Source organism: Pseudomonas pisciculturae, assembly GCF_015461805.1.
Lineage (GTDB): Bacteria > Pseudomonadota > Gammaproteobacteria > Pseudomonadales > Pseudomonadaceae > Aquipseudomonas > Aquipseudomonas pisciculturae.
Genome location: NZ_JACVZE010000002.1, coordinates 646,854 through 658,833 on the forward strand (window position 1 = coordinate 646,854; position 11,980 = coordinate 658,833).

The following is an 11,980-nucleotide window of genomic DNA, read 5'->3' on the forward strand; positions in this document are numbered from 1 at the left end:
CACCAGTACCGGATTATCAAACTGCCAGACGCGCACGACCTTTGGCGCGGCGACGCGACAGGACAGCACGGCCGTTCTTGGTAGCCATGCGAGCACGGAAGCCGTGAGTACGGGCGCGTTTGATGGTGCTTGGTTGGAAAGTACGTTTCATGGCGTTGTTACCTGGTTCGTCCACAACGGGCCGGAATGGCCCCCGTTTTAAGAGACCGGCGATTCTAGAGAAAGCAAGCCTCTAGGTCAATTTCCAACCAGCTTTTCCTTCAATTAGATCTCCGTAGGGCTAAAGACTCTTTTCTGGCCGCTCGCCTTTCACGGGCAATGCCATAGATATAAAAATAAAGAAGGAAGTTATTTAAAGCTTTTCTGTAAAGCTTATAAAAGCTAGGGAAGCGATCATCTGTGGATAACTACCTTAAGGCCATATTCTACGTGCTGTACAGAGAATGACAACACGGGGGAGAAACGGTGCTCTGCCTGTGCTGCGCTATCGGATAAGCTGTGGGTGGAATGGGTTGTTATCCACAGGCCAGTTACCCACAGACTTTCGACCCCACTTGTACAACGGGCTTACGTGCGCTTATCCACAGAGCTTATGCACAGACCGCCGGTCGCTTTTTTAAGGGATAACACGTTGATTTTGGCTGCCCTGTGCGCAACCTACATGTGGATAAGTGGGCGGCTCGCCGCTACAATGGCGGCTGTTTTTGCCTCACCGGCTTTCAACTTAGGGGATATCCGTGTCAGTGGAACTTTGGCAGCAGTGCGTGGAGCTTTTGCGCGATGAGCTGCCTGCCCAGCAATTCAACACCTGGATCCGTCCACTACAGGTCGAAGCCGAAGGCGACGAGTTGCGTGTCTACGCACCCAATCGTTTTGTTCTCGACTGGGTCAACGAGAAATACCTGAGCCGCGTTCTCGAATTGCTCGACGAACAAGGCAATGGTGTTGCGCCCGTGCTCTCCTTATTAATAGGCAGCAAACGTAGCTCGGCACCTCGTGCTGCGCCGAATGCACCGTTGGCCGCTGCGGCCTCGCAAGCCCAGGCTGCGTCGTCGCCGGTGGTCTTGACGCCTGCCTCTGCGCCGACGCCATCGAAGTCTTCTGTGCAAAAGCATGCGCCAGAGCATGAAGAGCCGTCCCGCGACAGCTTCGACCCGATGGCGGGTGCGAGCTCTCAGCAAGCACCGGTCCGCGCCGAACAACGCACCGTGCAGGTTGAAGGTGCTCTCAAGCACACCAGCTATCTGAACCGCACCTTTACCTTTGAAAATTTCGTCGAAGGTAAATCCAACCAGTTGGCGCGTGCTGCGGCCTGGCAAGTGGCCGATAACCCCAAGCACGGTTACAACCCGCTCTTCCTTTATGGAGGCGTGGGCTTGGGTAAGACGCACTTGATGCACGCTGTGGGTAACCATCTATTAAAGAAGAACCCGAATGCCAAGGTCGTGTACCTGCACTCGGAGCGCTTCGTGGCTGACATGGTCAAGGCCTTGCAGCTCAACGCTATCAACGAGTTCAAGCGGTTCTACCGCTCCGTTGATGCGCTGCTGATCGATGACATTCAGTTCTTCGCGCGCAAAGAGCGTTCCCAGGAAGAGTTTTTCCATACCTTCAACGCCCTGCTCGAAGGCGGCCAACAGGTCATCTTGACCAGTGACCGTTACCCGAAGGAAATCGAAGGCCTGGAAGAACGCCTGAAGTCGCGTTTTGGCTGGGGCCTCACCGTTGCGGTCGAGCCGCCCGAGCTGGAAACCCGCGTCGCGATCCTGATGAAAAAGGCCGACCAGGCTAAAGTTGATCTGCCTCACGACGCCGCTTTCTTTATCGCCCAGCGCATTCGCTCCAACGTGCGTGAGTTGGAAGGCGCGCTCAAGCGTGTCATCGCTCACTCGCACTTCATGGGTCGCGACATCACCATCGAGCTGATTCGCGAATCCCTGAAAGACTTGTTGGCACTGCAGGACAAATTGGTGAGTGTGGATAACATCCAGCGCACCGTGGCCGAGTACTACAAGATCAAGATTTCCGACCTGTTGTCCAAGCGCCGCTCGCGCTCGGTAGCACGTCCGCGTCAGGTAGCCATGGCGCTCTCCAAAGAGCTGACCAACCACAGCCTGCCGGAAATCGGCGATGTATTTGGTGGTCGCGACCACACCACGGTCTTGCACGCATGCCGCAAGATCAATGAACTTAAGGAATCCGACGCGGATATTCGCGAGGACTACAAGAACCTGCTGCGTACACTGACTACTTGATGAGACCAGCGCAGCTAAATAAGGCAAGGGACTAGACCATGCATTTCACCATTCAACGCGAAGCCCTGTTGAAACCCCTGCAACTGGTCGCAGGCGTCGTCGAGCGCCGACAGACCTTGCCGGTGCTCTCCAACGTATTGCTGGTGGTCGAAGGCCAGCAGTTGTCCCTGACCGGTACCGACCTGGAAGTCGAGCTGGTCGGCCGTGTGCAACTGGAAGAGCCTGCCGAACCCGGCGAGATCACCGTACCTGCGCGCAAGCTGATGGATATCTGCAAAAGCCTGCCCAATGACGCGCTGATCGACATCAAGGTCGATGAAGCCAAGTTGGTGGTCAAGGCGGGTCGCAGTCGCTTCACTTTGTCCACGTTGCCGGCCAATGACTTCCCGACGGTGGAAGAAGGCCCGGGCTCGCTCACGTGCAGCCTGGAACAGAGCAAACTGCGTCGTTTGATCGAGCGCACCAGTTTCGCAATGGCTCAGCAGGACGTGCGTTACTACCTCAACGGCATGCTGCTGGAAGTGTCTGAAGGTATCATTCGTGCCGTGGCCACTGACGGTCACCGTCTGGCGATGTGCTCGATGAAGGCCGATATCGGTCAGCCAGATCGTCACCAGGTGATCGTGCCGCGCAAGGGTATCCTTGAGTTGGCGCGTCTGCTCACCGAGCCGGACGGCAACGTGAGCATCGTGTTGGGTCAGCATCACATCCGTGCTACCACTGGCGAGTTCACCTTCACCTCCAAGCTGGTAGACGGCAAGTTCCCGGATTACGAGCGCGTACTGCCAAAAGGCGGTGACAAACTGGTACTCGGCGATCGCCAGGCCCTGCGTGAAGCGTTCAGCCGTACCGCGATCCTGTCCAATGAAAAGTACCGTGGTATCCGCCTGCAATTGGCTAACGGCCAACTGAAAATCCAGGCCAATAACCCGGAGCAGGAAGAAGCGGAAGAAGAAGTGGGCGTTGACTACAACGGCGGTTCTTTGGAAATCGGCTTCAACGTGAGCTACCTGCTCGACGTATTGGGCGTCATGACCACCGAACAGGTTCGCCTGATTCTGTCGGACTCCAACAGCAGCGCACTGGTGCAAGAATCCGACAACGACGACTCGGCCTACGTTGTTATGCCGATGCGCCTGTAACAGACGCTAGATGTCCCTCAGTCGTGTCTCGGTCACCGCGGTGCGCAATCTGCACCCGGTGACCTTCTCCCCCTCCCCCCGCATCAATATCCTCCACGGCGCCAACGGCAGTGGCAAAACCAGCGTGCTGGAAGCCATTCACTTATTGGGGTTGGCCCGTTCCTTTCGCAGCGCTCGCTTGTTACCCGTTATCCAATACGAACAATTGGCGTGCACGGTGTTTGGCCAAGTTGAATTAGCCGAAGGTGGCCACAGCAGCCTGGGGATATCCCGTGATCGCGGGGGAGAGTTTCAAATTCGTATCGACGGGCAAAATGCGCGGAGTGCCGCTCAGTTAGCCGAAATATTGCCGCTGCAATTGATTAACCCTGACAGCTTTCGACTGTTGGAAGGTGCACCAAAAATCCGCAGGCAATTCCTCGATTGGGGAGTGTTCCACGTGGAACCGCGTTTTATGGCCACTTGGCAGCGCCTGCAGAAGGCCCTGCGGCAGCGGAACTCATGGCTGCGGCATGGTACACTTGACGCCGCTTCGCAAGCGGCCTGGGACCGGGAGCTGTGCCTGGCCAGTGACGAAATAGATGAGTACCGACGCGCTTACATCAAAGCCTTGAAACCAGTCTTTGAGCAGACCTTGAGTGAGTTGTTGGACCTCGAGGGGCTGACCCTGAGTTACTACCGTGGTTGGGACAAAGAGCGCGAGCTGAGTGCTGTGCTCGCTACGTCCTTGCAGCGGGATCAGCAAATTGGCCATACCCAGGCCGGACCCCAACGCGCTGATTTGCGCCTTAGATTAGGCGCCCATAATGCTGCGGACATTTTGTCCCGCGGCCAGCAGAAGTTGGTGGTGTGTGCGCTGCGTATCGCCCAGGGCCATTTGGTCAGCCAAGCCCGGCGCGGTCAGTGTATTTATCTGGTGGATGACTTGCCGTCTGAACTCGACGAGCAACACCGCCTCGCGTTATGCCGCTTGTTGGAAGAATTACGCTGCCAGGTGTTTATCACCTGTGTAGACCACGAATTATTGAGGGAAGGCTGGCAGACGGAAACGCCAGTCGCTTTGTTCCACGTGGAACAAGGCCGTATCACCCAGACCCACGACCATCGGGAGTGAAGGCATGAGCGAAGAAAACACGTACGACTCGACCAGCATTAAAGTGCTGAAAGGTTTGGATGCCGTACGCAAACGTCCCGGTATGTACATTGGCGACACTGATGACGGTAGCGGTCTGCACCACATGGTGTTCGAGGTGGTCGACAACTCCATCGACGAAGCCCTGGCCGGTCACTGCGACGACATCAGCATCATTATCCACCCGGATGAGTCGATTACCGTGCGCGACAACGGTCGCGGCATTCCGGTAGATGTGCACAAAGAAGAAGGCGTTTCGGCGGCAGAGGTCATCATGACCGTGCTCCACGCTGGCGGTAAGTTCGACGATAACTCCTATAAAGTCTCCGGCGGTTTGCACGGTGTAGGTGTTTCGGTAGTGAACGCGCTGTCCGAAGAACTGATCCTGACCGTCCGCCGTAGCGGAAAAATCTGGGAACAGACCTACGTCCACGGTGTTCCACAAGAGCCGATGAAAATCGTTGGTGACAGTGAATCGACCGGTACGCAGATTCACTTCAAGCCATCGGCTGAAACCTTCAAGAATATCCACTTCAGTTGGGACATCCTGGCCAAGCGTATTCGTGAGCTGTCTTTCCTCAACTCCGGTGTGGGTATCGTCCTCAAGGACGAGCGCAGCGGCAAGGAAGAGCTGTTCAAGTACGAAGGCGGCCTGCGTGCGTTCGTTGAATACCTGAACACCAACAAGACTGCGGTCAACCAGGTGTTCCACTTCAACATCCAGCGTGAAGACGGCATCGGCGTGGAAATCGCCCTGCAGTGGAACGACAGCTTTAACGAGAACCTGTTGTGCTTCACCAACAACATTCCTCAGCGCGACGGCGGTACTCACCTGGTGGGTTTCCGTTCCGCACTGACGCGTAACCTCAACACCTACATCGAAGCCGAAGGCTTGGCCAAGAAGCACAAGGTCGCCACCACCGGTGACGACGCGCGTGAAGGCTTGACCGCGATTATCTCGGTTAAAGTGCCAGACCCTAAGTTCAGCTCCCAGACCAAAGACAAGCTGGTGTCTTCCGAAGTGAAGACTGCAGTGGAACAAGAGATGGGCAAGTACTTCTCCGACTTCCTGCTGGAGAACCCGAACGAAGCCAAGCTGGTCGTCGGCAAGATGATCGACGCTGCTCGTGCCCGGGAAGCGGCGCGTAAAGCCCGTGAGATGACTCGCCGTAAAGGCGCTTTGGACATTGCTGGCCTGCCCGGCAAACTGGCCGACTGCCAAGAGAAAGACCCTGCCCTCTCCGAACTGTACCTGGTGGAAGGTGACTCTGCTGGTGGTTCCGCCAAGCAGGGTCGTAACCGTCGCACCCAGGCGATCCTGCCGTTGAAGGGTAAGATCCTCAACGTCGAGAAAGCTCGCTTCGACAAGATGATTTCCTCCCAGGAAGTCGGCACCTTGATCACCGCGCTGGGCTGCGGTATTGGCCGTGACGAGTACAACATCGACAAGCTGCGCTACCACAACATCATCATCATGACCGATGCTGACGTCGACGGTTCGCACATCCGTACCCTGCTGCTGACCTTCTTCTTCCGTCAGCTGCCTGAGCTGATCGAGCGTGGCTACATCTACATCGCCCAGCCGCCGTTGTACAAAGTGAAAAAGGGCAAGCAAGAGCAATACATCAAAGACGACGACGCCATGGAAGAGTACATGACGCAGTCGGCCCTGGAAGATGCCAGCCTGCACTTGAACGACGAAGCACCGGGTATCTCCGGTGAGGCGCTGGAGCGTCTGGTTAACGACTTCCGCATGGTGATGAAGACCCTCAAGCGCTTGTCGCGCCTGTACCCTCAGGAGCTGACAGAGCACTTCATCTACCTGCCGGCCGTGAGCCTCGAACAGCTAGGCGATCATGCGGTCATGCAGGATTGGCTGGCTCAGTACGAAGTGCGCTTGCGCACCTCCGAGAAGTCTGGCCTGGTGTACAAAGCCAGCCTGCGTGAAGACCGTGAACGTAACGTGTGGCTGCCAGAGGTCGAACTGATCTCCCACGGCCTGTCGAACTACGTCACATTCAACCGCGACTTCTTCGGCAGCAATGATTACAAAACCGTAGTCACCCTGGGCGCACAACTGAGCACCCTGCTGGACGACGGCGCTTATATCCAACGTGGCGAACGCAAGAAGCAAGTCAAGGAATTCAAAGAAGCCCTAGACTGGCTGATGGCCGAAAGCACCAAGCGCCACACTATCCAGCGCTACAAAGGTCTAGGCGAAATGAACCCGGATCAACTGTGGGAAACCACTATGGACCCCGCTCAGCGTCGTATGCTGCGGGTGACCATTGAAGACGCCATTGGCGCTGACCAGATCTTCAACACCCTGATGGGTGATGCGGTCGAGCCTCGTCGCGACTTCATTGAGAGCAATGCCTTGGCGGTTTCTAACTTGGATTTCTGATCCAAAGCCAGCGCAAAACAAAAAAGGCCAACGCTTAGCGTTGGCCTTTTTTATTGGGCAAAAATCAAATGCTCCACGTGGAACATCAATGAGGAGCCGCCGCCACACTCTCCAATCGATACCCATACCCATAGATCGTCAGCAATTGCCAACCTCTATCCGCCGTAAGCCCCAGCTTATTGCGCAGCCGATAAATATGCGTATCCAACGGCCGTGACGAAACCATTTCTTCATGGGTCCAAAACCGCTCATACAAATACTCACGGGACAGCGGCCTGGCCAGGTTGGCGAATAAGCAACTGGCCAAACGGTACTCACGCTCTGTGAGGTTGATCGGCTTACCCGCACGGGTAACGGTCAATTCGGCATCGTCAAAGGTCAGGTCATTGAAGCTTTGCACTTCATGAGTTGCCGATTTTTGCAGACCATGTCGACGCAAAACTGCGGTGACACGAGCTTTCAGCTCATTAGGCCGAAAGGGCTTACTCACGTAATCATCGGCGCCACTGTTCAACGCAGTGACGATATCGCTCTCGGCATCACGGCTGGTGAGCATGATGACAGCGGGCGGCGATTCCATGTGCTCACGCGTCCAGCGCAGGATGGCAATACCGGTGATATCCGGCACCTGCCAATCGAGTATCAACAGGTCAAAGGTTTCACGGCGCAGTTGGCGCAGCAGGTCTTCACCGCGTTCAAAACAGTGCAGGGTCCAAGGGTGATCGGCAGTGCTTGGGATCTGTCGCAGTGTCTGTTCAACCCGGCGCAATTCGGCAGGCTCGTCATCCAGTATTGCGACACGCATGTGTGGTCCTTTCTTCTTGAAAAGTACGGCAGCCGACGACCTGTTTGAAGGGCACGTACTGCACAGATGCCGGTCTTCGAATCTGAAGAATTATGCGCAGATTCGTCGACCCCTTGGATCTCTCGGTACGCTGAGGCAGATAAGCGGATAACCCGTTAAAAAACCTCACATCCAATGTTGGAAAGATACCGGCTCCTGACCGTAAGGAAAAGGATCAGCCGACGCATGCGCTGTCGTAAACTCCTGTGCACTGAGAATACGTTTGCTACGTGCTGGAAATGAGCTTCACTGGCAAAGCGTCAACCTATGTTTGACTGTTACAGCCTGGAGGGAGAAACCGGGGCCTATGAAATGTTCAGTGACTCACTTACATCACCGGCGCGTTGATTCGTGATGCTCTGGGGCAAGCCTGAGAAACGCCAACCTACCCATGCCCAACGACTGTTCCACGGTCTGGTGCGCGAGTGGTTATGGATTGGTTTGCTGCTGCTGCCCTTCACTGCCTACCTGTCCCTTAGCCCAGGCCTGGCGTTGAATAACCCGCTCTACGATAGCCTTCGTCGCCTCACACCGCTGCCGTTAGACCCGCGCATCCTTTTGGTGACCATTGACGTCCCAAGCCTCAAGAAATTAGGCCCTTGGCCATGGTCGCGCAGCTTGCATGCCGACATGATCGACCGCCTGAGTGCCGCGCAACCTACCGCGATTCTGTTCGATGTCATGTTCAGCGAGCCCAGTGACCCTGCCGATGACAGGCGCCTGGCCGAAGCAGTATGCAGCGCTGGTAATGTCTTGTTGCCCCTGGTGCGTGAAAGCACCACCAGTTACAGCTTGCCGGCTCCCCAAGTGCTGCCGCTGCTCAAATGCGCCAAGGGTGTTGGCCATATCAACGTAGAGGCGGATAACGATGGCGTGGTGCGCAGCCTGTATCTACGGGAAGGGCCACTCGATGCGACAGCCCCGCAGTTGGCTTGGCTGGCTTACAAGATGACGGGCGAGCAGTCGCAAATGCCTGGCGAGGCGCTTGAGCCAATCACTCAACACTGGCACCGGGAGCATGCGATTCGTATCCCATTCATCGAAGCCCATGTGCACTTTCCCAGCGTGTCTTACGCCAGCGTCATTAACGGCGAGGTCTCGTCCGAATTACTTCGCGACCGTCTCATTCTCGTAGGCACAACCGCCACGGGGATGGGCGACCGATTTGTCACCCCGCTTTCTTCCACGGTCGGTACCACTGCGGGCGTCGAGATCCAGGCGAATGTACTCAATGGCTTGCTGCAAGGGCGCAGCATCGTGGACTTGCCGAAATGGCTGGCCGCGTTCATGGCGACATCCCTGGTGGCATTGCTGTTGGGGTTGTTGCTCTATCGCCCGCGCTACGCGCTGTGGATGACGCTGGGCTGCATGGCCGTGGCGTTGCTCGTTTCGTTGGTGCTATTGCGGTTGGGCCACTGGTGGTCGCCTGCCGCGTGCCTGATCGGTTTGCTGCTCAGCTACTTGATCTGGAACTGGCGACGCCTCAGTGTGATCCTCGCCTACTTCGGCTGGGAGCTGGCACGCTTGGACAACGAACCCAAAGTGTTGCCCGAACGCCGCCGAGCGCCGGCCAGTAAAGGCGATGTGCTGCAGGCGCGTATCTTTGCCCTTGAGCAGGCTGTCAGCCGTACGCGGGACACGCGACGCTTTATGGCGGATGGTCTTGAGTGCTTGCCGGTGGCCACGTTGATTACCGACCCGCGGGGCAACGTCCTGCTGGCTAACCGTATCGCACGGGAAGTGTTCGGCAATGACCTGGTCAGCGAAAACCTCTTGGAGCAACTGGCTGATCTCGGTTATCCGCCGCTACACAACGGCGTGCGCCCTACCCTCTCGGCGTTGGAAATGATTGAGTTCCGGGATATTCATCAACGCAGCCTGCGTATGGAGCTTGCCCCTCTGCTGCCCGCTGAAGGGGATGTCGCCCTCGGTTGGCTGCTGAGCCTGACAGACTTGAGCAAGGAGCGTGAAGCCCAGCAGCACCGTGAAACCATGCTGCGCTTCCTCTCCCATGACCTGCGCGCGCCGCACTCGGCCATTCTTGCGCTGCTGGATGTGCACAACGGCGAGTCGCCCGTGTTTGCCCAGATCGAGCAGCAAGTGCGACGTGCCTTGAGCCTCACCGAATCCTTCGTGCAACTGGCGAAAGCCGAGGCGGATGGCTATCAGTTCCAGCCAACGCTGTTCGCCATGTTGGTGATGGATGCTTTCGATCAAGTGGCTTTGGTCGCCCAGCTCAAGGGTATCCACTTGGTGCACGACTTGGATGAAGCCGACGAGGGCATGGTCTCAGCCGATCAATCGCTGCTCACCCGTGCGTTGTTCAACGTGCTGGAAAACGCCATCAAATACTCGTCGTCTGGCACAACCGTCAGGTTGAGTCACGAGAGCACACAGGGCTGGTTGGAGTGCTGTATCAGTGACCAGGGCCCAGGCATAGCCGCAGAGGATCTACCGGAGCTGTTCAGCCAGTACCGACGCTTCGAGTCAGCTCAGGGCAGCGAAGGGCTGGGGTTGGGACTGACCATGGTCAAGGCGGTCGTGGAACGCCATGGCGGGCGCATCAGTTGCGAAAGCGTGATGGGCAAGGGCACTACATTCCGGCTGCGATTGCCTTTGCTGGAAGACTGAAAAGTCGAGTTTTCACCTGTGCATAAAAAACCGGTCACAAGGACCGGTTTTTTAATGCGGAAAAAACTTATGCACCTTTTCCGTGATTTTATCCGTTTGATAAATATGTAAGTAAATCAGCTTCTTATAAGTCAAAAAAGGCGATTCGCCAACAAACCGTACACAGGTTATCCACAGAAGCTCAAGCGGCGGGTTGCTCGGCAATAACCGGCTCCGGTGGCAGTGAGCCCATAGCCCGTTGCTGGGCTTCATTCCATGCCGCAGCACGGTCATTGAGCGCTGCAATAGCACGCGGGCCTTCACCTTCGGCGTACATCGGCTCGCCAATCACCACGGTGATTGTGCCCGGACGTTTAGCCCAGCCGGTCTTCGGCCAGAATTTACCCGCGTTGTGGGCAATCGGCAGTACGGGCAGGTTGGCGTTGACCGCCAGTGCAGTACCACCGCGTGAGAACTTGCCTACAGTGCCGAAGGGAACACGTGTGCCTTCCGGGAAGATCAGCACCCAGACGCCATCCTTGAGCAGCTCGTCGCCCTTCTTGGCCACGTGCTTAAGGGCCGCCTTGGGGTTGTCGCGGTCAATGGCGATCGGCCGCAACATGGCCATGGCCCAGCCAAAGAACGGCACGTACAGCAACTCACGCTTAAGCACTTGGCTCAACGGCGAAAAGTACGCCGAGAGGAAGAACGTTTCCCAGGTACTTTGGTGGTTCGACAGAATCACGCAAGGCTGGTCCGGGACGTTTTCAGCGCCCTTGACCTCGAAACGAATGCCCAGGAATACCTTGGACAGCCACAGCGCGCAGCGGCACCAATAGACGTTGATAAAGCGATAGCGCGCCTTGAACGGCAAAAAGGGCGCAATAAAAAAGCTCAGGGTGCACCAGAGAAACGAACTGGTGCCCAACAGCAGGTAAAAGAAGAAGGTTCTGATGGCCTGCAAAATCGACATGGCGGCATTTACCGTTGCGGGACAACGCCCGCCTGTTAAAAGCGCACTCCCGAACACTCCTTGTCAGGAAGTCGAGGGCGGCTAGTTGTTGATAAGTTCTGCGGCAACGGCCGCCAGATCGTCAAAAATCAAGGTGCCCACCGGCAGGGTTTTCGCCTGGGTCTTCTCGCCTTTCCCGGTTTTAACCAAAACTGGCTGAGAGTCGACGGCTTTGGCCGCCTCCAGGTCACCGAGGCTGTCCCCGACGAACCATATCCCAGCCAACGGCACCTTGTAATGTTCTGCAATGGTTTTCAACATGCCCGGCTTCGGTTTGCGGCAATCGCAGCCCTCATCCGGCCCGTGGGGGCAGTACACCACCAACCCCACCTCACCGCCCTGCTCGGCCACCAACGTGCGCAAGCGCGCGTGCATGGCGTCCAGGGTGGCGATGTCGTAGTAACCGCGGGCAATGCCGGACTGGTTGGTGGCGATGGCCACTGTCCAGCCGGCTTTGCTCAACTGCGCGATGGCCTCGATCGAGCCGGGCAGTGGAACCCATTCCGCCACCGACTTGATGTAAGCGTCGGAGTCGTAATTGATCACCCCGTCCCGATCGAGAATCAGCAGTTTCAACATGG

The 11,980-nt window shown here is 56.8% G+C and carries 9 protein-coding genes; 5 read left to right on the forward strand and 4 right to left on the reverse strand.

The window, feature by feature from the left end; genetic code table 11:
* Window positions 1–16: 16 nt before the first annotated feature.
* Window positions 17–151 (reverse strand): 50S ribosomal protein L34, encoded by a 135-nt coding sequence (rpmH, locus tag ICY20_RS08615; protein ID WP_003213577.1) that lies wholly within the window; start codon window positions 149–151, stop codon window positions 17–19.
* Window positions 152–737: 586 nt separating this feature from the next.
* Between rpmH and dnaA the strand changes: the two genes are divergently transcribed.
* The 4 genes from dnaA to gyrB are packed head-to-tail and all read left to right on the forward strand — an operon-like array spanning window position 738 to window position 6,933.
* Entirely contained in the window at window positions 738–2,255 is a 1,518-nt protein-coding gene (gene dnaA, locus ICY20_RS08620) for a chromosomal replication initiator protein DnaA (RefSeq protein ID WP_194937278.1), read from the forward strand.
* 38 nt (window positions 2,256–2,293) lie between these two features.
* The gene (gene dnaN / locus ICY20_RS08625; RefSeq protein ID WP_122485322.1) at window positions 2,294–3,397 is read left to right on the forward strand and encodes a DNA polymerase III subunit beta; all 1,104 of its coding nucleotides are present in this window, start codon (window positions 2,294–2,296) and stop codon (window positions 3,395–3,397) included.
* Between the two features lie 10 nt (window positions 3,398–3,407).
* Window positions 3,408–4,511, forward strand: coding sequence for a DNA replication/repair protein RecF (recF, locus tag ICY20_RS08630; protein ID WP_024072542.1), 1,104 nt, complete (start codon window positions 3,408–3,410; stop codon window positions 4,509–4,511).
* A gap of 4 nt (window positions 4,512–4,515) precedes the next feature.
* Window positions 4,516–6,933 (forward strand): DNA topoisomerase (ATP-hydrolyzing) subunit B, encoded by a 2,418-nt coding sequence (gyrB, locus tag ICY20_RS08635; protein WP_159960502.1) that lies wholly within the window; start codon window positions 4,516–4,518, stop codon window positions 6,931–6,933.
* Between the two features lie 85 nt (window positions 6,934–7,018).
* Here the strand turns inward: gyrB and ICY20_RS08640 are convergent, their stop codons facing one another.
* Window positions 7,019–7,738 carry a response regulator transcription factor gene (locus ICY20_RS08640; protein WP_159960504.1) on the reverse strand — a complete coding sequence of 240 codons (720 nt, stop codon included), beginning with the start codon at window positions 7,736–7,738 and terminating at the stop codon, window positions 7,019–7,021.
* A gap of 390 nt (window positions 7,739–8,128) precedes the next feature.
* Here ICY20_RS08640 and ICY20_RS08645 point away from each other — a divergent pair, with 390 nt between their 5' ends.
* Window positions 8,129–10,408, forward strand: a complete 2,280-nt coding sequence (locus ICY20_RS08645) for a CHASE2 domain-containing protein (RefSeq protein WP_194937279.1) — start codon at window positions 8,129–8,131, stop codon at window positions 10,406–10,408.
* Between the two features lie 181 nt (window positions 10,409–10,589).
* Here ICY20_RS08645 and ICY20_RS08650 read toward each other — a convergent pair whose 3' ends face one another.
* Entirely contained in the window at window positions 10,590–11,360 is a 771-nt protein-coding gene (locus ICY20_RS08650) for a lysophospholipid acyltransferase family protein (RefSeq protein ID WP_194937280.1), read from the reverse strand.
* 81 nt (window positions 11,361–11,441) lie between these two features.
* A complete protein-coding gene (gmhB, locus tag ICY20_RS08655; RefSeq protein WP_177414067.1) occupies window positions 11,442–11,978 on the reverse strand; it encodes a D-glycero-beta-D-manno-heptose 1,7-bisphosphate 7-phosphatase in 537 nt (178 codons plus the stop codon).
* Window positions 11,979–11,980: the final 2 nt, after the last annotated feature.

Coding starts and splice junctions, on each gene's coding strand:
- rpmH (WP_003213577.1), bottom strand. CDS start 151: ATGAAACGTACTTTCCAACCAAGCACCATCAAACGCGCCCGTACTCAC.
- dnaN (WP_122485322.1), top strand. CDS start 2,294: ATGCATTTCACCATTCAACGCGAAGCCCTGTTGAAACCCCTGCAACTG.
- recF (WP_024072542.1), top strand. CDS start 3,408: ATGTCCCTCAGTCGTGTCTCGGTCACCGCGGTGCGCAATCTGCACCCG.
- gyrB (WP_159960502.1), top strand. CDS start 4,516: ATGAGCGAAGAAAACACGTACGACTCGACCAGCATTAAAGTGCTGAAA.
- ICY20_RS08640 (WP_159960504.1), bottom strand. CDS start 7,738: ATGCGTGTCGCAATACTGGATGACGAGCCTGCCGAATTGCGCCGGGTT.
- ICY20_RS08650 (WP_194937280.1), bottom strand. CDS start 11,360: ATGTCGATTTTGCAGGCCATCAGAACCTTCTTCTTTTACCTGCTGTTG.
- gmhB (WP_177414067.1), bottom strand. CDS start 11,978: ATGTTGAAACTGCTGATTCTCGATCGGGACGGGGTGATCAATTACGAC.